26 protein-coding genes are annotated in these 19,019 nt (G+C 60.7%); 11 read left to right on the plus strand and 15 right to left on the minus strand.

Annotated features, from left to right (window positions below):
- Nucleotides 1-12: 12 nt before the first annotated feature.
- Nucleotides 13-1,170, minus strand: a complete 1,158-nt coding sequence (locus ACMUVN_RS07790) for a pyridoxal phosphate-dependent aminotransferase (protein WP_063475483.1) — start codon at nucleotides 1,168-1,170, stop codon at nucleotides 13-15.
- 211 nt (nucleotides 1,171-1,381) lie between these two features.
- Between ACMUVN_RS07790 and ACMUVN_RS07795 the strand changes: the two genes are divergently transcribed.
- The 6 genes from ACMUVN_RS07795 (at nucleotide 1,382) to ACMUVN_RS07820 (ending at nucleotide 6,208) form a co-directional block, all read left to right on the plus strand.
- On the plus strand, nucleotides 1,382-2,140 hold the full coding sequence (locus ACMUVN_RS07795) for a DsbA family protein (RefSeq protein WP_168332851.1): 759 nt from the start codon (nucleotides 1,382-1,384) through the stop codon (nucleotides 2,138-2,140).
- Nucleotides 2,141-2,301: 161 nt separating this feature from the next.
- Nucleotides 2,302-2,739: a type II 3-dehydroquinate dehydratase gene (aroQ, locus tag ACMUVN_RS07800; protein WP_047615706.1), complete on the plus strand. Its 438-nt coding sequence runs from the start codon at nucleotides 2,302-2,304 to the stop codon at nucleotides 2,737-2,739.
- A gap of 20 nt (nucleotides 2,740-2,759) precedes the next feature.
- The gene (accB, locus tag ACMUVN_RS07805) at nucleotides 2,760-3,224 is read left to right on the plus strand and encodes an acetyl-CoA carboxylase biotin carboxyl carrier protein (protein WP_063475482.1); all 465 of its coding nucleotides are present in this window, start codon (nucleotides 2,760-2,762) and stop codon (nucleotides 3,222-3,224) included.
- A gap of 4 nt (nucleotides 3,225-3,228) precedes the next feature.
- Entirely contained in the window at nucleotides 3,229-4,584 is a 1,356-nt protein-coding gene (gene accC / locus ACMUVN_RS07810) for an acetyl-CoA carboxylase biotin carboxylase subunit (RefSeq protein ID WP_174824496.1), read from the plus strand.
- A gap of 7 nt (nucleotides 4,585-4,591) precedes the next feature.
- Complete coding sequence (gene aat / locus ACMUVN_RS07815) at nucleotides 4,592-5,206, plus strand: leucyl/phenylalanyl-tRNA--protein transferase (RefSeq protein ID WP_047614850.1); 615 nt, start codon at nucleotides 4,592-4,594, stop codon at nucleotides 5,204-5,206.
- 75 nt (nucleotides 5,207-5,281) lie between these two features.
- Complete coding sequence (locus ACMUVN_RS07820) at nucleotides 5,282-6,208, plus strand: DUF2167 domain-containing protein (protein WP_414814980.1); 927 nt, start codon at nucleotides 5,282-5,284, stop codon at nucleotides 6,206-6,208.
- Between the two features lie 18 nt (nucleotides 6,209-6,226).
- Here ACMUVN_RS07820 and ACMUVN_RS07825 read toward each other — a convergent pair whose 3' ends face one another.
- The 5 genes from ACMUVN_RS07825 to gatB all read right to left on the minus strand — a co-directional run bounded on the left by ACMUVN_RS07825 (nucleotide 6,227) and on the right by gatB (nucleotide 9,769).
- On the minus strand, nucleotides 6,227-6,667 hold the full coding sequence (locus ACMUVN_RS07825) for a DUF2155 domain-containing protein (RefSeq protein WP_047614847.1): 441 nt from the start codon (nucleotides 6,665-6,667) through the stop codon (nucleotides 6,227-6,229).
- A gap of 112 nt (nucleotides 6,668-6,779) precedes the next feature.
- Nucleotides 6,780-7,178 carry an NADH:ubiquinone oxidoreductase subunit NDUFA12 gene (locus ACMUVN_RS07830; protein WP_047614845.1) on the minus strand — a complete coding sequence of 133 codons (399 nt, stop codon included), beginning with the start codon at nucleotides 7,176-7,178 and terminating at the stop codon, nucleotides 6,780-6,782.
- 103 nt (nucleotides 7,179-7,281) lie between these two features.
- Nucleotides 7,282-7,755 (minus strand): GNAT family N-acetyltransferase, encoded by a 474-nt coding sequence (locus ACMUVN_RS07835; protein WP_063475479.1) that lies wholly within the window; start codon nucleotides 7,753-7,755, stop codon nucleotides 7,282-7,284.
- Nucleotides 7,756-7,759: 4 nt separating this feature from the next.
- The gene (locus ACMUVN_RS07840; RefSeq protein ID WP_047614841.1) at nucleotides 7,760-8,263 is read right to left on the minus strand and encodes a GNAT family N-acetyltransferase; all 504 of its coding nucleotides are present in this window, start codon (nucleotides 8,261-8,263) and stop codon (nucleotides 7,760-7,762) included.
- A 3-nt stretch (nucleotides 8,264-8,266) separates the two neighbouring features.
- On the minus strand, nucleotides 8,267-9,769 hold the full coding sequence (gatB, locus tag ACMUVN_RS07845) for an Asp-tRNA(Asn)/Glu-tRNA(Gln) amidotransferase subunit GatB (protein WP_063475478.1): 1,503 nt from the start codon (nucleotides 9,767-9,769) through the stop codon (nucleotides 8,267-8,269).
- A 259-nt stretch (nucleotides 9,770-10,028) separates the two neighbouring features.
- Here gatB and ACMUVN_RS07850 point away from each other — a divergent pair, with 259 nt between their 5' ends.
- Nucleotides 10,029-10,205 (plus strand): hypothetical protein, encoded by a 177-nt coding sequence (locus tag ACMUVN_RS07850; RefSeq protein WP_164735965.1) that lies wholly within the window; start codon nucleotides 10,029-10,031, stop codon nucleotides 10,203-10,205.
- A gap of 7 nt (nucleotides 10,206-10,212) precedes the next feature.
- Nucleotides 10,213-10,587, plus strand: coding sequence for a VOC family protein (locus ACMUVN_RS07855; RefSeq protein ID WP_063475477.1), 375 nt, complete (start codon nucleotides 10,213-10,215; stop codon nucleotides 10,585-10,587).
- Between the two features lie 71 nt (nucleotides 10,588-10,658).
- On the opposite strand, the gene ACMUVN_RS07860 is transcribed toward ACMUVN_RS07855, so the two are convergent.
- Nucleotides 10,659-11,165, minus strand: coding sequence for a GNAT family N-acetyltransferase (locus ACMUVN_RS07860; protein ID WP_063475476.1), 507 nt, complete (start codon nucleotides 11,163-11,165; stop codon nucleotides 10,659-10,661).
- A 311-nt stretch (nucleotides 11,166-11,476) separates the two neighbouring features.
- On the opposite strand from ACMUVN_RS07860, the gene ACMUVN_RS07865 reads away from it, so the two are divergent.
- Nucleotides 11,477-11,734: a YjhX family toxin gene (locus tag ACMUVN_RS07865; protein ID WP_047614835.1), complete on the plus strand. Its 258-nt coding sequence runs from the start codon at nucleotides 11,477-11,479 to the stop codon at nucleotides 11,732-11,734.
- A 46-nt stretch (nucleotides 11,735-11,780) separates the two neighbouring features.
- Here ACMUVN_RS07865 and ACMUVN_RS07870 read toward each other — a convergent pair whose 3' ends face one another.
- On the minus strand, nucleotides 11,781-12,062 hold the full coding sequence (locus ACMUVN_RS07870) for a hypothetical protein (RefSeq protein WP_063475475.1): 282 nt from the start codon (nucleotides 12,060-12,062) through the stop codon (nucleotides 11,781-11,783).
- Between the two features lie 198 nt (nucleotides 12,063-12,260).
- Nucleotides 12,261-13,013: a sulfite exporter TauE/SafE family protein gene (locus tag ACMUVN_RS07875; RefSeq protein ID WP_063475659.1), complete on the minus strand. Its 753-nt coding sequence runs from the start codon at nucleotides 13,011-13,013 to the stop codon at nucleotides 12,261-12,263.
- Between the two features lie 98 nt (nucleotides 13,014-13,111).
- Between ACMUVN_RS07875 and ACMUVN_RS07880 the strand changes: the two genes are divergently transcribed.
- Nucleotides 13,112-14,026 (plus strand): LysR substrate-binding domain-containing protein, encoded by a 915-nt coding sequence (locus tag ACMUVN_RS07880; protein WP_063475474.1) that lies wholly within the window; start codon nucleotides 13,112-13,114, stop codon nucleotides 14,024-14,026.
- Nucleotides 14,027-14,271: 245 nt separating this feature from the next.
- Here ACMUVN_RS07880 and gatA read toward each other — a convergent pair whose 3' ends face one another.
- The 3 genes from gatA to ACMUVN_RS07895 form a co-directional block, all read right to left on the minus strand.
- Nucleotides 14,272-15,753 (minus strand): Asp-tRNA(Asn)/Glu-tRNA(Gln) amidotransferase subunit GatA, encoded by a 1,482-nt coding sequence (gatA, locus tag ACMUVN_RS07885; protein WP_063475473.1) that lies wholly within the window; start codon nucleotides 15,751-15,753, stop codon nucleotides 14,272-14,274.
- A gap of 57 nt (nucleotides 15,754-15,810) precedes the next feature.
- Nucleotides 15,811-16,098, minus strand: coding sequence for an Asp-tRNA(Asn)/Glu-tRNA(Gln) amidotransferase subunit GatC (gatC, locus tag ACMUVN_RS07890; protein WP_047614828.1), 288 nt, complete (start codon nucleotides 16,096-16,098; stop codon nucleotides 15,811-15,813).
- A gap of 69 nt (nucleotides 16,099-16,167) precedes the next feature.
- A complete protein-coding gene (locus ACMUVN_RS07895) occupies nucleotides 16,168-16,872 on the minus strand; it encodes a metal-dependent hydrolase (protein WP_063475472.1) in 705 nt (234 codons plus the stop codon).
- Between the two features lie 229 nt (nucleotides 16,873-17,101).
- On the opposite strand from ACMUVN_RS07895, the gene ruvX reads away from it, so the two are divergent.
- Nucleotides 17,102-17,593 carry a Holliday junction resolvase RuvX gene (gene ruvX, locus ACMUVN_RS07900; RefSeq protein ID WP_063475658.1) on the plus strand — a complete coding sequence of 164 codons (492 nt, stop codon included), beginning with the start codon at nucleotides 17,102-17,104 and terminating at the stop codon, nucleotides 17,591-17,593.
- Here the strand turns inward: ruvX and ACMUVN_RS07905 are convergent.
- The 3 genes from ACMUVN_RS07905 to ACMUVN_RS07915 all read right to left on the minus strand — a co-directional run bounded on the left by ACMUVN_RS07905 (nucleotide 17,533) and on the right by ACMUVN_RS07915 (nucleotide 18,823).
- Nucleotides 17,533-17,862 carry a DUF6105 family protein gene (locus ACMUVN_RS07905; protein WP_063475471.1) on the minus strand — a complete coding sequence of 110 codons (330 nt, stop codon included), beginning with the start codon at nucleotides 17,860-17,862 and terminating at the stop codon, nucleotides 17,533-17,535. The two genes, ruvX and ACMUVN_RS07905, sit on opposite strands and share 61 nt — an antisense overlap.
- On the minus strand, nucleotides 17,859-18,032 hold the full coding sequence (locus ACMUVN_RS07910) for a hypothetical protein (RefSeq protein WP_003539039.1): 174 nt from the start codon (nucleotides 18,030-18,032) through the stop codon (nucleotides 17,859-17,861). The genes ACMUVN_RS07905 and ACMUVN_RS07910 overlap by 4 nt, the downstream gene beginning before the upstream one ends.
- Before the next feature lie 131 nt (nucleotides 18,033-18,163).
- Entirely contained in the window at nucleotides 18,164-18,823 is a 660-nt protein-coding gene (locus ACMUVN_RS07915) for a TetR/AcrR family transcriptional regulator (protein WP_063475470.1), read from the minus strand.
- Between the last annotated feature and the right edge of the window lie 196 nt (nucleotides 18,824-19,019).

A 19,019-nucleotide genomic window follows, 5' to 3' on the forward strand; every position in this document is an offset into this window, starting at 1 on the left:
GCTGCCGGCGCGCTACTTCAACCAGGCTGCGATTCGTTCCACCGCCTCGGCGATCTCGGCTTCCGAGCCCGCATAGGATAGACGCAGGGTTCGATTTCCTTCCAGGGGATCGAAGTCAAGGCCGGGCGTTGCCGCGACGTCGATTTCCGCGAGCATGCGTTTGGCAAAGCCCATGCTGTCATTGGAAAAGCGGGTGACGTCGAGGTAGGCGTAGAAGGCGCCGTCCATCGGCGAGGCGATCGAAAGGCCGATCTGCGGCAGGCGCCGCATCAGCAGCTCGCGGTTGGCGGCATAGCTCGCCTTGTAACGATCCAGCTCGGCACCGGCGCCGAGAGCGGCGGTGGCGGCGATCTGGGAGAGCTCGGGCGGGGAAATATAAAGGCTCTGCGCCACCCGCTCTATCGGCCGCACCAGCCGTTCCGGCAGCACCATCCAGCCTATCCGCCAGCCGGTCATGCAATAATATTTGGAGAAGGAATTGATGACGATCGCCTCGTCTGTCAGCTCCAGCGCGCTCGCCTCCTCGCCGGCAAAGGTCAGCCCGTGATAGATTTCATCAGAGATGAAGGCGATGGAATGGGCGGCGCAATAATCCGAAAGCGCCTTCAGCCCCTCGCGGCCGGTCACCGTGCCGGTCGGGTTGGCGGGGCTTGCAAGCAGCACGCCTTTCAGCGTCAGGCCGCTTTCCTTCTGCGCCACTTCCAGGCTCTCAGGGGTGAGCGTAAAGTGGGTCTCGGCCGTGACAGGCACTTCGAGAACCTTCAGACCCAGCGCGCCGAGAATGTTGCGATAGGCGGGATAACCGGGCCTTGCGATCGCCACCGCATCGCCGGCATCGAAGAGCGACAGGAAGGCCAGATTGAAGCCCGCCGAGGAGCCGGTGGTGATGGCAATGCGCGCGGGATCGATCTCCAGTCCGTGGCGATCCCTATAGTGCCAGGCAAGTGCGGATTTCAACCGCGCCGTCCCCAACGCATCGGTATAACCGATCCGGCCGTCAGAAAGTGCGGCGCGCGCCGCCTCGAGGGCTGCCTGAGGCGCCGGATGCGAGGGCTGACCGACCGCCATCGAAATCACGGGATGACCTCTTGCACGCCGTTTCGTCGCCTCCGCCAGAACGTCCATAGCGTGAAAAGGCTCGACTTCGCTGCGTTTCGATATGGAAAACAAGATCGCTTCTCACTCGGCTTCTTCAATGACGGCCCGACAATTGCCGTATTAATCGGCTCATCACAATCCCGCGAGGGCCGCGCGGGGATGAAAAATTCCTGTTTGATGAGAACCGGACGCGCCGTACCTTGACGCGACGCATTCAAGTCCATTAACCCGACGACGGTCTTCTCGACAAAGAGACGGCCACACCGCCGCTGACGAGGATATCATGGCATTCTTCCCGAAAACCTTCACCGCACTGGCGCTTGCCGCATCGATCGCCCTTCCGCTTCCGGCGGCGGCGCTCGACGACCAGCAGAAGAAGGAGTTCGGCGAATTCATCAAGCAATATCTGATCGAGAATCCCGAGATCATGATCGAAGTCCAGGATGCGCTGCAGAAAAAGCAGGAAGCCCAGCGGCTGGTGAAGGCCAATATGGCGATCGAAGAGAACACCGCCGACATCTTCGATTCGAAGAACGACGTCACGCTCGGCAATCCCAAGGGCGATGTCACCGTCGTCGAATTCTTCGATTACAATTGCAGCTATTGCCGGCACGCACTTCCCGACATGCAGGCGATGCTGAAGAAGGACAAGAACGTCCGCTTCGTGCTCAAGGAGTTTCCGATCCTCGGACCGGATTCGGTCGCCGCCCACAAGGTAGCCGATGCCTTCCGCAAGCTGGCGCCGGAGAAATATGCCGATTTCCATGTCGCCCTTCTCGGCACCGAGGGCCGCGCTTCCGACGAAACAGCGATCGCGGTCGCCGCTTCGCTCGGCGTCAGCGAGGACAAGATCCGCGCCGAGATGGCAAAGAGCCCGAATGACGGCATCGTCCAGGCGACCTACCAGCTCGCCTCCAGCCTCGGCATCAGCGGCACGCCCTCCTATGTGATCGGCAACGAACTGGTGCCGGGCGCCGTCGGGCTCGACGATCTCGAAGCCAAGGTCAAGAACATGCGCAGTTGCGGCAAGACTGACTGCTGAGCAAACCAGCCGCCGGTCGGCCGCCCATCAAATCGCCAAAATCGAAGCGTTTCAGCCATGTGGACAAATGTGGCGTGATTCCCGCTGGCCAACCCGTAAGGGCTTTCATTCAGCCTTCGCGGAGTCTATAGGTTGCCGTCGTACATTTTACGGAACATTCGATGACGCAAACGATTTTCGTCCTGAACGGCCCCAACCTGAACATGCTGGGTAAACGAGAGCCCGGCATTTATGGCGGCAAGACGCTGAAGGACATCGAAGCCGACTGCAAGGCCGCCGGCCGCGAGTTCGGGTTTGATATCGATTTCCGGCAGAGCAACCACGAAGGCACGCTTGTGGACTGGCTCCACGAGGCAGATGAAAAGGCCGCCGGCGTTGCCATCAACGCGGGCGCCTATACGCATACATCGGTCGCGCTGCATGATGCGATCCGCGCCATTTCCATTCCCGTCATCGAGCTCCACATATCCAACGTGCATGCACGGGAAGAATTCCGTCACAAGTCGATGATCGCGCCGGCATGCAAGGGCGTGATCTGCGGCTTCGGGACTCACAGCTACATCCTGGCGCTCCACGCGCTGAAGAACATCACGGCATAAGAAGAAGACAGGGCAACACCATGGCTGAAAAGAAATCGGGTATCGATCAGGCACTGATCCGCGATCTCGCCAATATTCTCAACGATACGGATCTGACAGAGATCGAGGTCGAGCAGGACGACCTGCGCATCCGCGTTTCGCGCGCCGGTACGCCGCAATACGTCCAGGCGCCGATCGCAGCACCCAGCTATGCCGCAGCCGCTGCGCCGGCAGCCGCTGCCGCGCCGGCCGCAGCGCCCGCCCGTAACCCCGCCAACGTCGTCAATGCTCCGATGGTCGGCACCGTCTACATGGCGCCGGCTCCGGGCGCGCGTCCGTTCATCGAGGTCGGCGCGACCGTCAAGGAAGGCCAGACGCTCATCATCATCGAAGCAATGAAGACGATGAACCAAATCCCCTCGCCGAAGTCCGGCAAGGTGACCGAGATCCTCGTCGATGACGGACATCCCGTCGAATACGGCCAAGCCCTCGTGGTCATCGAATAGGCCGATGCCCATGATTTCGAAAATCCTCATCGCCAATCGCGGGGAAATCGCCCTTCGCGTGCTCCGGGCCTGCAAGGAGCTCGGCATCGCCTGCGTCGTGGTTCATTCCACTGCCGACGCCGATGCCATGCATGTGCGCCTTGCCGACGAAAGCGTCTGCATCGGCCCGCCCTCCTCGCGCGAGAGCTATCTCAACATCCACCAGATCGTCGCCGCCTGCGAGATCACCGGCGCCGATGCCGTGCATCCGGGTTACGGCTTTCTGTCGGAGAACGCCAAGTTCGCCGATATCCTCGATGCCCATGGGATCACCTTCATCGGGCCGACGGCGGACCATATCCGCATCATGGGCGACAAGATCACCGCCAAGACGACGGCGCTCGAACTCGGCATTCCCGTCGTTCCGGGCTCGGACGGCGAAGTGAAGACCGAAGAGGACGCGCTGAAGACGGCCGCCGAAATCGGCTATCCCGTGCTGATCAAGGCCACCGCCGGCGGTGGCGGACGCGGCATGAAGGTCGCCAAGAGCGAGGCCGACCTGATCGAAGCCTGGTCGACGGCGCGCACGGAAGCGGCAGCCGCCTTCGGCAACGATGCCGTCTACATGGAAAAATATCTCGGCAAGCCGCGCCACATCGAAATCCAGGTGTTCGGTGACGGCGAAGGCAATGCCATCCATCTCGGCGAGCGCGACTGCTCGCTGCAGCGCCGCCACCAGAAGGTTTGGGAAGAGGCGAATTCGCCGGCACTCAACGTCGAGCAGCGCATGAAAATCGGCCAGATCTGCGCCGACGCCATGAAGAAGCTGAAATATCGCGGCGCCGGCACGATCGAATTCCTTTACGAGAATGGCGAGTTCTATTTCATCGAAATGAACACCCGTTTGCAGGTGGAGCATCCGATCACCGAAGCGATCACCGGCATCGACCTGGTGCATGAGCAGATCCGTGTCGCTTCCGGCGGCGGTCTCTCGGTGACGCAGGACGAAGTGCATTTTTCCGGTCACGCCATCGAATGCCGCATCAATGCCGAGCACCCGCGCACCTTCGTGCCCTCGCCCGGCACGATCACCCATTTCCACGCGCCGGGCGGCCTCGGTGTGCGCATCGATTCCGGTGCCTATCAGGGCTACAAGATCCCGCCCTATTACGACAGCCTCATCGGCAAGCTGATCGTGCACGGCCGCACCCGTGTTGAATGCATGATGCGCCTGCGCCGGGCGCTCGACGAATTTGTTGTCGACGGCATCAATACGACGCTGCCGTTGTTCCAGGATCTCGTCTCCAACCAGGATATCGCCAACGGCGACTACGACATCCACTGGCTGGAACACTACCTCGCCAACACACCGGCGGCATAGGGCAGGAATGGCAGGATCGCGCAGGAAGTCACCAGGCATCACCCCTGACATTCTCCTGCGCGCCTATTCCATCGGCCTCTTCCCGATGGCCGAATCCGCCGACGACCCGGAGATCTTCTGGGTCGAACCGGAGCTGCGCGGCGTGCTGCCGCTCGACCATTTCCATGTGTCGAAGAGTCTTGCCAAGACGGTGCGCAGGAAACCCTTCGAGATCCGTTTCGATCACGCTTTCGATCAGGTGATCGCGGCTTGCGCGGAGGAGACATCCGGGCGCCCGAGTACCTGGATCAACAAGACGATTCGATCACTTTACGCGACGCTCTTCGACATGGGCCATGCCCATACCGTCGAAGCCTGGGATGGCGACGAACTGGTCGGCGGTCTCTACGGTGTCTCCCTCGGCTCGGCCTTCTTCGGCGAAAGCATGTTTTCGCGCCGCACGGATGCCTCGAAGATCTGCCTCGTGCATCTGGTCGACCGGCTACGGGAAAGGGGCTTCACCCTGCTCGACACGCAATTCACCACCGAGCACCTGAAGACGTTCGGAGCGATCGACGTTCCGAAGGCCGATTATGCCGTGATGCTTGCGACGGCGATGGAGTCGCCGCACCTCAAGTTTTAAGCCCGATTGATTCATCCAAACGTTGATTTTCCACCTGGTTTGGCTAGGCTCCGGAATGCAACGGGGGATAGAATTTTGAAACGATATTTTGCAGCCGCGATCCTTTTCGCCTTGTTGACGAGTCAGGCCGGCGCACGCCCTTACCAAGAGATGTTTGCGAACAGGAGCGATTTTTCCGACGCAGAAAAGCCATTGCTGGAGAAGCTCGATTTTCAGCACGGCGTGATCAAGCTGCCTGAAGCCAAGGCAACGCTGAACGTACCCGCCGACTTCTACTATCTCAGCCCTGCCGACGCGAAGACGGTGCTGGTCGATATCTGGGGAAACCCGCCGGCGGCGGCGGGAACGATGGGGATGATCTTCCCGGCAAAATATGCGCCGACCGATATCGAGGCCTGGGGTTCCACCGTCGAATACAATGCTGACGGCTATGTTTCCGACGCCGATGCCGCCACGACCAACTACGACGAATTGCTGCAGAACATCAAAGACGCGATCCGCGAAAACAACGCCGAACGCGAAAAGCAGGGGTTTCCGAAGATCACGCTTGTCGGCTGGGCCTCCACGCCGCACTACGACCAATCTGCGCATGCGATGCACTGGGCTCGGGATCTGATCTTTGGCGACGACACGCAGCCGCAGCACACGCTGAATTATTCCGTGCGTGTGTTCGGCCGCCAGGGCGTATTTCAATTCAACTTCGTCGCCGGCCTCGATCAGTTGAAAGAGATCGAAGGCGTCATTCCGACCGTCACCAAGCTCGTACAGTTCGACAAGGGAATGGCTTATGGCGACTATGTCGAGGGCGACAAGATCGCGGCCTATGGGATGGCGGGAATGATCGCTGCGGGCGCGGGCGCCAAGATTGCCGCGAAGGTAGGATTGCTGGCACTCGCCCTCGCCTTCTTCAAGAAGGCCGGCGTTCTCGTCTTCATCGTGCTCGCCGGTGCGCTTCGCTTTGCCAAGGGTCTTTTCAAGAGGAACAAGACACCCACAGCATAACGCGGCCGTCAGGTCGCGTTAGCGGGCTGTCGCCTTGGCGCCGTCAGGCGCCGGGACGTCCGAGCTCGTCTTGCAGTCCTTCAGCCAGACGTCGTAGATCGGGTGCTCGACGGCATTGAGGCCGGGGCTGGCGGCGAACATCCAGCCGGTGAAAATGCGGCGGATCTTGCGGTCGAGGGTGATTTCATCGACCTCAACAAAACCGTCGATCTTCTGCGCTTCGGCCTGGTCGCGCGAATAACAGGCCTTCGGTGTCACTTGCAGCGCGCCGAACTGCACCGTCTCGTTGACATAGACGTCGAAGGTCGTGATGCGGCCGGTAATCTTGTCGAGGCCGGAGAAGACGGCAACCGGATTTTCGATGCGTGCGGCATTTGCCGCAACTGGCGGAAGCAGGGCCGAGAGCGCCAGCAGCGATCCCGCGGCACGCAGCACCATGTTCCGCGTGAAGAGCTTCATGTACCCGTCTCCAGACATTTTCAGTTCACGGCCGCGGTCAAGCGCGGCCAACCTGCGGGTAAAGGTCAATTGTGGCCAAAAGCCGGGCCTGGAATTGCCCGTTCGAGCCGTCTCAGTTGCCGGGCGTCCAGGCGTCGTAATCGCCGGTGACGCGCGGCCGCTCACCCGGAACGGCGATGGAGCCCGGCGGACGGTAAGCCTGCGGCGAACCGGTTAGGTTGGGGCGATGCCCCTTCTGCCATTCCTTGGCGACGTAGTTTTCCTTGGACGGGGGAACGTCGGTGCGATGATGCATCCAGCCATGCCAGCCCGGCGGAATGGCGGAGGCTTCGGCATAACCCTTGTAGATCACCCAGCGCTTCGGCAGACCGTAGGAAGACATGCCGCCTTCGTAATAGACGTTACCGAATTCATCCTCGCCGACACGCTTGCCAAAACGCCAGGTCGCAAAACGCGTGCCCATCGTCTGACTGTTCCACCAGGTGAAGGTTTGAACCAGAAGATTCCACATGTCTTTTCCTTGTGCCCGCCGGGTGCGGGCCAAACCAGAATTCATTCCCTCGCTTATGCCGTCGCGAAGCCGAATTGTCCAGCGATTCCACGACAGCCACGGGTCATTTCAAAGCCATCTTGAAGCCCAGATGCGAGGCCCTGAAGCCCAGCCTTTCGTAGAAACGGTGGGCATCCCTACGCAGGGCATTCGAGGTCAGCTGCACCAGCCGCATGCCGCGGCCTTTTGCCTCGGCAATGGCGAATTCGATCATCGCGGCACCGATCCCCTGCCCGCGCAGATCGGCCCGCGTCTGCACCGCCTCGATAATCATCGCCGAGGAGCCACGGCTGGTCAGCGACGTCGTCACCATCGTCTGGAACGTGCCAACCACCTCACCGCCGCGCTCTGCAACGTAAAGCATCTGGTCTGGCGAAGCTTCGATTGCGGCAAAGGCCCTGGCATAATCCGGGAAGGCTTCAGCTTCCGTGGTATCGCCATGACCGCCGAGCGCATCGGCGGCAAAGATTGCCACGAGCGCCGGCAGATCCTCTTTGCGCGCCTGACGAATGAGTATGTCGGGCAATTCCCCCGCCACGGCCTCAATGCCCTTCGAGCGGTTTTTCGAAGATCAGCGCGGGAATGCCGGATTGCCCGGCCCCACTGTTCTCGTTGCGGCCGACCTCGGTGAAGCCGTGCGTGAGATAGAAGGCGATCGCCGCTGCATTCTGCGGTTCGACTTCGAGACGCATGATCTCCGCATCCGGAAAACAGGTTTCGAGCTCGGCGAAGATATCGCGGCCGATACCTTGGCGCTGCAGCGCCGGCCTGACGTAGAGGAGATGCAGCATGACCGTCTTCGTCAATTGCTGCGACATTGCCGCATAACCCATGCCGCCAATATTGCGGCCGTCATCGGCAACGAGGAATTCGGCATCCTTTCGCGCCAGCCGCGCCTTCAGCGCCGCCGCCGCAAAGAGATGGGCGATGAGATCATCCACCTTGGCTGCGCCATGGAGGTCGTCATAGGTAGCATGAAAGCTCTCCGCCAGCAGGGCGCGCACCTTTTCCACGTCGCGTTCGCCGGCGGTGCGGACGAAGTACACCGCTTATTCCTCGATGCCGAGCTTCGCCTTGACGAGGGCCTGGACAGCCTGCGGATTGGCTTTGCCACCGGTCGCCTTCATTACCTGGCCGACGAACCATGCCGCCATGGTCGGCTTCGCCTTGACCTTTTCGACCTGATCGGGATTGGCGGCGATGATCTCGTCAACGGCCTTCTCGATCGCGCCGGTATCCGTCACCTGCTTCATGCCGCGCGTCTCGACGATCTCGGCGGGATCGCCGCCTTCGATGAGCACGATCTCGAAGAGATCCTTGGCGATCTTGCCGGAGATGGTTCCCGCCTTGATGAGATCGATGATGGCGCCGAGTTGGGCCGGCGAAACCGGCGTCTGCTCGATATCCTTGCCGGTGCGGTTCAAGGCGCCGAGTAGATCGTTGATCACCCAGTTTGCCGCCGTCTTGCCGTCACGGCCTGCGGCGACCGCTTCGAAATAATCGGCAATCGCCTTCTCGGAGACGAGCACCGAAGCGTCATAGATCGACAGGCCGAGCTCGCGCACGAAGCGCTCCTTCTTGTCGTCGGGCAGCTCGGGAAGATCGGCTTCGAGCGCCTTGATGAAGGCATCGTCGAATTCGAGCGGCAGCAGGTCTGGATCGGGGAAGTAACGATAGTCGTGCGCATCCTCCTTGGAGCGCATGGAGCGCGTCTCGCCTTTGTTCGGGTCGAAGAGGCGGGTCTCCTGATCGATCGTGCCGCCCTCCTCCAGAATGCCGATCTGGCGTCGGGCTTCATATTCGATCGCCTGGCCGATGAAGCGGATGGAGTTGACGTTCTTGATTTCGCAGCGCGTGCCGAAACCCTCGCCCGGACGGCGGACCGAGACGTTGACGTCGGCGCGCATCGAACCTTCGTCCATGTTGCCGTCGCAGGTGCCGAGATAACGCACGATCGAGCGCAGCTTGGTCATATAGGCCTTGGCCTCGTCGGACGAGCGCATGTCGGGCTTGGAGACGATCTCCATCAGCGCAACGCCGGAACGGTTCAGGTCGACATAGGACATGGTCGCATGCTGGTCATGCATCGACTTGCCGGCATCCTGTTCCAGATGCAGGCGCTCGATGCCGATCTCGATATCCTCGAACTGGCCCTGGCGGTCCGGCCCAAGCGAAATGACGATCTTACCCTCGCCGACGATCGGATCCTTGAACTGCGAGATCTGATAGCCTTGCGGCAGGTCGGGATAGAAATAGTTCTTGCGGTCGAAGACCGAGCGCTTGTTGATCTCGGCCTTCAGGCCGAGGCCGGTGCGCACCGCCTGCTTGACGCATTCCTCGTTGATGACGGGCAGCATGCCGGGCATCGCGGCGTCGACCAGCGAGACGTTCGAATTTTGCGGCTTGCCGAATTCCGTCGAGGCGCCGGAGAAGAGCTTCGAATTGGACAGCACCTGGGCATGGACTTCCATGCCGACGATGACTTCCCAGTCGCCGGTGGCGCCGGGGATGAAGCGTTTCGGATCAGGCGTGCGGACGTCGACAAGGGTCATCTGATACTCTTTGCAGGCTGTTCTTTTCCACTGGTGAGGTAACGGAAATGGCGTAGCGGTGCAAGGCTTTCCCTTGTGCAAGAGTTGCTGTCGGCGGCTTCTGTCTGGGGCGAGAGGCCGTCTGCACCACGGACGGCGACATCGGCATAAGCCGAGCGATCGACACGAATTCTGACCGCCCCAGTTGTCGATACCATAGTGATCTCTATCTTCAGTCCAAATGCGCTTGGATTTTGGCCATCGCGATAGGGAGGCGCTATTGAAGGGTTATCTGCCCTATCTGGTCGGGACGCTGGCAGGGTTGCTGCTCGCGCTCACCATTTCCGGCCTGTTGACGTTGCAGGGAACACCACAGCTCATGCTTTTCGCATTGCTGCCGGCCATCGGCGGGGCGATCGCTGAGCGCGTCTCCGAGCGTCGATCCGGTAAGTTTTAGAAGCGTCATGGCAAGGCTGAAAGAAATCGTCATCGACTGCGACAATCCCTGGCGAGTTGCTCGTTTCTGGGCGGCGGCGCTCGATGGCTACGAAGTGATGCCTTATGACGATGCCGAGCTGGCCCGCCTTGCCGCATTGGGGCTGACACGGGAAACGGATCCGACGGTGATGGTCGATGGTCCCGGAACACGCCTCTGCTTCCACCTTCGCCAGGGAGAGCGTACCGCCCGCAACCGTGTTCATCTCGATATCGCCGCTCCGGACCGGCAAAAAGAAGTGGAACGGCTCCTATCCCTCGGGGCGACATTCGTCCGCGACACGGATGCCTACAGCGTATTGAATGATCCCGAAGGCAACAATTTTTGCGTGACGTCCGAATAGCCCGCTATGAGCCGAGAACCACGCCCGGCGGCCGTAAGCAATCCTCCGCCTCCTGCAGCACCTTTCAAACGTCAGAATTCCTGCCCGTATCCGCCGCCATCGGAAACGAGCTGTTTTGTCAGTCCGACCGAGGGCACATCGCGATCGAGCTTCGGATTATAGGCGACCGAGAGCCAGTGGATGCTGTAGCCGTGTTTCCGGAAGAAGCCGATCGCCTCGCTATTGCCGGAATGGGTCTGCATCGCCGCCCTCTCGAAGCCCTGATCGGAGATTTCCTTTTCGATGCGGACGAGAAGCGCCGAACCAAGCCCCTGGCGGGTGAAGGCAGGATCGATCCAGAAATCTGAGATGGTTTCGTCCAATCGCTCGCGCGCCGCCCAGCCTGCGACCTGGCCGTTCTGCTCGACGACGGTGATGGTCAGCCAGTCGTTTTCCACGAAGTTCCGAAAGGCGTTGCGCGCTGCATCGATCATCGCGTCCGATTCGCCGATCGACGCCATCGCATTTTGCCAGGCCCTGAGCCCGATCTCGCTCAATAGCTCCGCTTCACCATCGCGGGCATTGCGAATGTGGATCAACGACACCTCCGCGTTACCCCTCAACTAGACCATTGAGTCGCGAAATTTACCAGTGGCTCCAAGGAGATGATGGCTGGAAATTGCGGTTTTCGACCGGTTTTAACCTGAGAGCACGCTCTTGACCGAATTTTCCCGGCTGAATAATAAAGCTTATCGAGGTGTTTTATGTTGAGCCTGCCTGAGACCCGGTAAAGGCCCTGCCCGCAAGTTTTCTTGCGCGCATGGGCCCGAAAAAAACGAAGCCCTGACGTTCGAATGAACGCCAGATCGTTTTTGTGCGCCCTGCCGGGCGCGATACCGGATCTCAACACATGGACATTTCTCGCACGGAGCAGCGCATCCTGCATCTCATGGCCCAAGGCGGCCGCATCGAAATTTCTCGCGACGACAACAGGAAGATCGAGGCAGTCAGTTGCTTCACCCGCGATGGCTGGCTCTATCCCGGCGTCGATCTCGATCTCTTCCGCAGGCTGAAGCAGCTGAGGGCCATCAAGTCCTCGAGCGGCCAACCCTACCGGATCACCGAAAAAGGACTGAGGCTGGTCAGGTCGCAACTAAATAACAGGTAATCGGGCAACCCACCCTGACTATGCTCCAACCGGCGTAGTCAGGGTGTTAGCCTCCAGCCTTTGCAGAGAGTTCCGTCCGCATCGCCGACCACTCGTCGGCCATCGAGCCGGCGCCTCGTCTCTTTCCAGCGCGACGATACCAGTAGTCGGCATTCCAGTCGTCGCCTTCGATGCGATGGCAGAGCGCGTGACCCCAGTCGAACGGCTGTTCACCTTCGTGGCGCTGGCAGATTTCGTGTACCGCCTGCCAATCAGCGCCCATAGTGAACCCACCGGCAGCGAGGCGATCAGCTGCCTCGATCAATCGCGCAAGATCCTTGTTCGGCATGAGGCCCTCCCCGCAAAGTCTTCTTTCTATAACAGGCGCCGCCTCGAAATCCGAGACGGCACCCGCCTTCTTCAGTCGCGAAGCAAATGGTCAGGTGACCTGCCTTGCCGGCAAGGGTTTCAAGGCCCCCGAGGTCCTTCAGACGCAGCGTGACCGGGTTGTCAGCAACTGACATCCAACTCGTGCCACCACAAGCGGTCATTGCGACAGAAGCGGCCGAAGCGCCATTTCCAGTCCCAGAATCAGGAGACAGACGAGAAATCCACGCCGAAAGACATCTTGACTGATCCGCATGCGGACCGCCTGCCCAGCCACCATACCAACTAGGGCGGGGATGACGGCAAGCACCGACGTCGTCAGTGCGCTGATTGGCAGAGTCCCATGGGAGAGAAGGGCGATAGCAAGCGCAATGGTCGAAATGCTGAAGGATAGGCCCAATGCCTGAACCAGTTCGTCCCGCTCGAAACCGAGCGCCTGAAGATACGGAACGGCGGGAATGACGAATACGCCCGTAGCACCTGTCATTACGCCCGTTGCCAGCCCAACCAGAGGCGATGCCCAAGGCTGCCAATGGGAGGGCACGCGGTGCTGATGAGCAAGGAGCGTGTAGGCTGAGTAGAAGACCAGCGCGAGCCCGAGAGCCATCGTGGTGCGGCCGGCATTACCGCCTGCAAGCAGGGTGCAGCTGGCCAGCGTGCCGATGACGATCATCGCCATCATGGGCCACAGTCGCAGCAGAAGCGGCCCAAATCGTGGACCGGCAAGAAGCTGCCAAACATTCGTGACGAAGGATGGCGCGAGCAGCAGCGCGGCCGCCGTCAATGGATTAAGGAGCGCGCCGAGTGCACCCATGGCCACTGTGGGCAAGCCCATGCCCGTGACGCCTTTGACGAAACCGGCAACAAAGAAAATGACGGCGATTGCGACAGTGGTGAAATTGATCTGCTCCATGCTGCCACTTAGAGCAATACGACGCTTGGCCACAATCGGGAACTTCCATCGTCAGGCTTCGGTTTTTCCGAAGCCTGACCGTGTGTTATCTTTGCGCCATGCGCTTCGATCTTGCAGATTTACGTCTCTTTCTCGCCGTTGTGGAGGCTGGCAGCATCACGCATGGCGCTTCGGCGGCCAATCTTTCTTTGGCTGCGGCAAGCGAGCGACTCCGTCAGATGGAAGCATCCGGCGGCGTATCGCTTCTGGATCGCGGGCGGCGGGGCGTCAGCGCGACGCGGGCCGGAGAAGCATTGGCGCATCATGCCCGTCTCGTTTTGCGCCAAGTGGCAACGATGCAGGCGGAATTGTCAGAGCATGCGCGCGGAGTCCGGGCCACGATCAGGCTCCTCGCCAATACCGCGGCAATGGCCGAATTTCTACCCGGCCGTCTTGGACCGTGGCTGGCGGCGCATCCCCGCATCGACGTCGATCTCTCCGAGCGGCCGAGTTCCGAGATCGTCAAGGCAATAGCAGGCGGACTGGCGGAGATTGGGATCGTCTCCGATGCGATCGAGACGTCACCGCTGACAACATCGCCATTTGCGGTCGATCGTCTCGTCGCCGTCATGTCAAGCACTCACCCCATGGCTGGGGAAAGGCGGATCGCCTTTTCTCAACTCCTCGGCGAGGACCAGATCGGCTTTGCAGGTGCGCTTCAGCAGCATGTCGATGACCACGCGGCCCGCGCGGGCCATAGGTTGCAGCCGCGCGTGCATCTCAGAACCTTTGAGGGCATTTGCAGGATGGCGGCGGATGGCGTGGGTTTTGGCATTGTTCCCGAGATCGCCGCGCGCCGCTGCCGTCGCACCATGCCGATCGCATTTGTCAGACTCACTGACGCCTGGGCGACGCGACGACTTCTGCTTTGCTCTCGAGCCGTTGAAGAACTCCAACCCATCACGCGTCAACTGCTTGAGCATCTGGCGCGAGGTCAACATGCACCGATTTTGCGGCCTGATACCGATCCCTAAAGGTACAAGGTTTCTTCACGGACATATCAACGAGCGGGAAGTCCTCCTCATCGACAGCAGGTCTTATCAGCGTTAGCCGACAAGTTCGCACCGGCCTCCGTCAGATCGACTGAATGATGGTTACGGACAACGCGAGGCGCTGAGTTCCGGCTCGAAGGAACAAATATGAAAAAATGGCCTGTCGATCAGGAAAAAGGCCGGGCGCCGACCGCCTTGCGATCGGCGCAAATGGATCGTTAAGTCGGTTACCACCACTTGGCGGGCGTAAACCGGCCGGCCGCCTGCTCGATGACATGGGCGGTCTTGAAGAGGGTTTCCTCATCAAAGGGCTTGCCGATCAGTTGCAGGCCGAGTGGCAGGCCCTTCTGGTCGAGGCCGGCCGGCACGGCGATGCCGGGCAGGCCCGCCATGTTGACCGTCACCGTGAAGATGTCGTTCAGATACATCTTCACCGGATCGGCGGCGAGGTTCTCATCGGCGACGCCGAAGGCCGACGACGGTGTTGCCGGCGTCAGGATGGCGTCGACGCCGGCATCGAAAGCGAGTTCGAAATCGCGCTTGATCAGCGTGCGGACCTTCTGGGCGCGGATATAATAGGCGTCGTAATAGCCGGCGGACAGCACATAGGTGCCGATCATGATGCGGCGCTTGACTTCCTTGCCGAAGCCCGCGGCACGTGTCTTCTCGTACATGTCGACGATATCCTTGCCGTCGACACGCAGGCCGTAGCGCACGCCGTCGTAACGGGCGAGGTTCGAGGATGCCTCGGCGGGAGCGACGATGTAATAGGCCGGAAGGGCGTATTTGGTGTGCGGCAGCGAGATGTCGACGATCTCGGCGCCGGCTTCCTTCAGCCAGGCGATGCCCTGGCGCCAGATGGCTTCGATCTCATCCGGCATGCCATCGACGCGGTATTCGTTGGGAATACCGATCTTCATGCCCTTCAGCGACTGGCCGATCGCGGCTTCATAATCCGGCACCGGCAGATCGACCGACGTCGTGTCCTTGGCATCGACGCTTGCCATCGACTTCAAAAGGATGGCGGCATCGCGCACGTCGCGGGCGATCGGGCCCGCCTGGTCGAGCGAGGAAGCGAAAGCGACGGTGCCCCAGCGCGAGCAGCGGCCATAGGTCGGCTTGATGCCGACGGTGCCGGTGAAGGCTGCCGGCTGGCGGATCGAGCCGCCGGTATCGGTCGCGGTGGCGCCGGCGCAAAGGTGAGCGGCGACGGCTGCGGCCGAGCCGCCGGAGGAGCCACCGGGCACGAGCTGCTGGTTGGAACCCGCGGAGCGCCAGGGGTTGATGACCGCGCCGTAATACGACGTCTCGTTGGAGGAGCCCATGGCGAACTCGTCCATGTTAAGCTTGCCGAGCATGACGGCGCCGTCATCCCAGAGGTTCTGCGTCACGGTCGATTCATAACGGGGCTCGAAACCATCGAGAATGTGGCTGCAGGCCTGGGTGTGCACACCGACGGTGGCAAAGAGATCCTTGATGCCGAGCGGAATGCCTTCGAGATCGCCCGCCTTGCCGGCGGCGATGCGCGCGTCGGAATTCTTCGCCATGAGGCGGGCGAGATCCGGCGTGACCTTTATATAGGCATTCAGCTGACCATTGGCCGCATCGATCGCCGAGATATAGGCTTCGGTCAGTTCGGTCGCGGTGATTTCCTTGGCGCGCAGCTTCTGGCGGGCTTCGGCAATGGTCAGGCTGGTGAGTTCGCTCATCGTGTTTTCGCTTCAGATCTGGAAATGGCAACAGGGTCGGAAAGAGGCTTCGAAGCCTTATTCGACGACTTTCGGCACCAGGAAAAAATTATGATCGGTGACGGGCGCATTGGCGACGATATCGGCCGCCTTGCCGCCGTCTGTCACCTCATCGCTCCGCTTCTTCATCGCCATCGGGGTGACTGACGTCATCGCCTCGACGCCATCGACATTCACTTCGGAGAGTTGCTCGACGAAGCCAAGGATACCGTTCAGCTCGCCGACCATGCGATTTGCCTCATCCTCGGAGACGGCAATACGGGCAAGGCGGGCGACGCGCTTCACGGTGGCAAGATCGACGGACATGGCATTCTCCGGATAGGATTTTTCCTACCCGCTATAAAGGCCATGTCCGCCTTACGCAACGGGGTTTTGCTAGATCGACAGGCTCTCGGAGGGCTTGATCGCCTTCACATCCGTCTGCGATCCCTCCATGCCGGCAACGAATTTTTCGGCCGTCTGGTCGATGATCGGGAAGGTGCCATAGTGGCAGGGGATCGCGGTCTTGAAGTTGAAATAACGCCGGCAGGCAAGTGCCGCCACCGCGCCACCCATGGTGAAGCGGTCGCCGACCGGCACGAGGCCGATATCGGGCTGGTGCAATTCATTGATCAGCGCCATGTCGGAGAAGATGTCGGTATCGCCCATGGCAAGGATCGAGGCTTCGTCGTCGAAGTGCAGCATCAGGCCGTTGGCGTTGCCGAGCGCGTGCGAGACGCCGTCTTCGGTGATCTGGGCAGATGAGTGCAGCGCATTGGTGAAGGTCGCCGAGAAGCTGCCGAGCGCGATCGTGCCGCCGGTATTGCCCATCTCGATCTTGTCGACACCCTTGGAGCCGAGCCAGGCGGCGAGATCGGCATTGGCGAGAACGACGGCGCCGGTTTCCTTGGCAAGCGCCACGGTGTCGCCGACGTGATCGCCATGGCCATGGGTCAGCAGGATGTGGGTGACGCCTGCCGAAACGTCCTTGATATCCTGGCCGGAAAAGGAGGCGTTATAGCTGAGGAACGGGTCGAGCAGGATCTTCGCCTTTGATGTCTCGATGCGGAAGGCGGAATGGCCGAGCCAGGTGATCTTCATGAAATGTCTCCTTTATTACGTGATGCAAAAGCAGGCTTCGATAGGAGATCCGGATGATTTTGGGCGGGATCGGCCTCAATCTCCATCCGCATCTCAATCAAAGAATTGGAGCATGATGTCGCCCGAAAACCGCTCACACTTTTCGGCATCATGCTCTAAGGACATATCTTACGTGGCCACAAAGAAAAGCGGCGACGACTTCAATTTCTTTTGACGGGATGACATGGCGATGACGGTGCTGACGATCGAGGAAATGGCCGAGACGCTTGCCCCGCGACAGGCGATTGCCGGCCTCGATCTCGGCACCAAGACGATCGGGCTGTCGATGTCCGATCTCGGGCGGCGCTTCGCCACGCCGCGCACGGTGATCCGGCGCGTCAAGTTCACCATCGATGCGCAGGCGCTGCTGGACTTTGCACAATCGGAAAAGGTCGCAGGCTTCATCATCGGCCTGCCGATGAATATGGACGGATCGGCGGGTCCGCGCGTACAGGCGACGCGCGCCTTCGTGCGCAACATGGAGCAGAAGACGGCGCTGCCCTTCGTCTATTGGGACGAGCGGCTTTCCACGGTCGCGGCCGAACGGACGCTGCTCGAAATGGACGTCTCGCGCGCCAAGCGGGCCGAACGGATCGATTCGGCCGCGGCAAGTTTCATCCTTCAGGGCGCGCTCGACAGGCTTTCCTTGCTGGCAAGGTCGGGAGACGAATTCAGCGCTTGACGCGCCGTCCACCAGGCGATGATCGACTTGCGCTTTCTGAAGCCGAGGATGGCAAAGACGACGAGGCTGTCGACCGCGATCGCGCGGGCCACGAGCGGTGGGATCGTCTCCGGCGGAATGCCGAGCGCCTTTCCGTAAAGCTCGAACGTCAGGTCATGGACCTGCCGCGACAGCATGAAGATGCCGAAATTCATGTCGTAATAGGAGAGCCAGTACCATCCGCCCAGAAAGACGATGGGGCCGGCCCAGAAGATCAGAAACCACTTCATGCGGCCTCTCCTCCATGCTTGCGCGCGACGGGCAGATCGAGGGAGACCAACCAGGTTGACAATGCCATGATGCAAAGCACCAGCGTCGGAATTGCAATATCCAGCGCCAGGACTGCGAAAAACATCATCGCCGTCACCAGAAACGCGGCTTTAGCGATCTTCGTTCCCATGGGCGTCAACTCGGGCACTCTCACTCATACCATCTCTGCTCACCGCCACACTGTCGGCTTAACCAGGCCCGCGCAACGTAAACCATTTGTTAAGGTTAACGCGAAACCCGCCCCCTGTGGATGAGCAGATCTCAACCGTAGACGCCGCGCACGATGCGCTTCAGCGCCGTCGCCGCCTTTTCCCAATCCTTGGATGTCTTCAGCGACAGGCCGGCGCACTGCCCGCCGGCTGCAGCAGCGAGCACGAGGTGCTGGATCGCCGCGATGACGACGGCGTTGACGGCTGCTGCATCCATGCCCTTCGGCGACGCCAGCGAGCCGCGCATGCGCTCCAGCCAGAGAGCGAGCGCCTTCGAACGCGCTTCGGACAGCCGCCTCACCTGCTCGGTGTTTTCCGATATTTCCCAGGCGAGGATGCGGCGCATCAACGGATCATCTCTCAAGGCATCGAGAAGAAGAAGCGACAGCCGCTCCATCAGGTCGCCATAGGTGAGCAGGAACATGCCGCCGGTGTCTTCCGGAATGCGATCCTTCACCCATGTGCCGAGATCGGCGCCGATCGCTTCGACCAGGCCGTCGAGGCCGCCATAGTAGCGATAGATCAGCTGCTTGTCGCAGCCGGCGCGGCGGGCGACCGCGTTGATGCCGAAATTCTGGAAGCCTTGCTCGGCCAGCAGACCCTTGGCGGCGGCAAGGATGGCGCGTTCGGTGGCGCCGCGATCACGCACGCGCCGTTCCGGCTCGCCGGCGGCCTCCGGTAAGATCTCAAGATTAATCGCTTCGTTCAGCATGAATGCCCCTTCCCCGCTGTCACCAATCGGTGAGTAACGGGGAGATTTCAGGCAATCAATCCTATCCCCTTGGGAAGATTGTGGATATTCCATCCGGTCCAACGATTTGGCCTCGGACCGATTTGGAAAGCTGCACGCCAAACGGATCCGATCCGGTCAGAAATCTCGTCCTGGCGGTTGATCGCGATGGACGAAC

Origin of the sequence: Rhizobium sp. IY2 (genome assembly GCF_047532935.1) — a bacterium.
GTDB lineage: Bacteria > Pseudomonadota > Alphaproteobacteria > Rhizobiales > Rhizobiaceae > Rhizobium > Rhizobium anhuiense.

Excerpts from the sequence above, each read along its gene's own strand:
- ACMUVN_RS07795 (WP_168332851.1), top strand. The coding sequence starts at position 1,382 with ATGGCATTCTTCCCGAAAACCTTCACCGCACTGGCGCTTGCCGCATCG.
- aroQ (WP_047615706.1), top strand. The coding sequence starts at position 2,302 with ATGACGCAAACGATTTTCGTCCTGAACGGCCCCAACCTGAACATGCTG.
- accB (WP_063475482.1), top strand. The coding sequence starts at position 2,760 with ATGGCTGAAAAGAAATCGGGTATCGATCAGGCACTGATCCGCGATCTC.
- accC (WP_174824496.1), top strand. The coding sequence starts at position 3,229 with ATGCCCATGATTTCGAAAATCCTCATCGCCAATCGCGGGGAAATCGCC.
- aat (WP_047614850.1), top strand. The coding sequence starts at position 4,592 with ATGGCAGGATCGCGCAGGAAGTCACCAGGCATCACCCCTGACATTCTC.
- ACMUVN_RS07825 (WP_047614847.1), bottom strand. The coding sequence starts at position 6,667 with ATGAAGCTCTTCACGCGGAACATGGTGCTGCGTGCCGCGGGATCGCTG.
- ACMUVN_RS07830 (WP_047614845.1), bottom strand. The coding sequence starts at position 7,178 with ATGTGGAATCTTCTGGTTCAAACCTTCACCTGGTGGAACAGTCAGACG.
- gatB (WP_063475478.1), bottom strand. The coding sequence starts at position 9,769 with ATGACCCTTGTCGACGTCCGCACGCCTGATCCGAAACGCTTCATCCCC.
- ACMUVN_RS07855 (WP_063475477.1), top strand. The coding sequence starts at position 10,213 with ATGGCAAGGCTGAAAGAAATCGTCATCGACTGCGACAATCCCTGGCGA.
- ACMUVN_RS07865 (WP_047614835.1), top strand. The coding sequence starts at position 11,477 with ATGGACATTTCTCGCACGGAGCAGCGCATCCTGCATCTCATGGCCCAA.
- ACMUVN_RS07870 (WP_063475475.1), bottom strand. The coding sequence starts at position 12,062 with ATGCCGAACAAGGATCTTGCGCGATTGATCGAGGCAGCTGATCGCCTC.
- ACMUVN_RS07875 (WP_063475659.1), bottom strand. The coding sequence starts at position 13,013 with ATGGAGCAGATCAATTTCACCACTGTCGCAATCGCCGTCATTTTCTTT.
- ACMUVN_RS07880 (WP_063475474.1), top strand. The coding sequence starts at position 13,112 with ATGCGCTTCGATCTTGCAGATTTACGTCTCTTTCTCGCCGTTGTGGAG.
- gatA (WP_063475473.1), bottom strand. The coding sequence starts at position 15,753 with ATGAGCGAACTCACCAGCCTGACCATTGCCGAAGCCCGCCAGAAGCTG.
- gatC (WP_047614828.1), bottom strand. The coding sequence starts at position 16,098 with ATGTCCGTCGATCTTGCCACCGTGAAGCGCGTCGCCCGCCTTGCCCGT.
- ACMUVN_RS07895 (WP_063475472.1), bottom strand. The coding sequence starts at position 16,872 with ATGAAGATCACCTGGCTCGGCCATTCCGCCTTCCGCATCGAGACATCA.
- ruvX (WP_063475658.1), top strand. The coding sequence starts at position 17,102 with ATGACGGTGCTGACGATCGAGGAAATGGCCGAGACGCTTGCCCCGCGA.
- ACMUVN_RS07905 (WP_063475471.1), bottom strand. The coding sequence starts at position 17,862 with ATGAAGTGGTTTCTGATCTTCTGGGCCGGCCCCATCGTCTTTCTGGGC.
- ACMUVN_RS07910 (WP_003539039.1), bottom strand. The coding sequence starts at position 18,032 with ATGGGAACGAAGATCGCTAAAGCCGCGTTTCTGGTGACGGCGATGATG.
- ACMUVN_RS07915 (WP_063475470.1), bottom strand. The coding sequence starts at position 18,823 with ATGCTGAACGAAGCGATTAATCTTGAGATCTTACCGGAGGCCGCCGGC.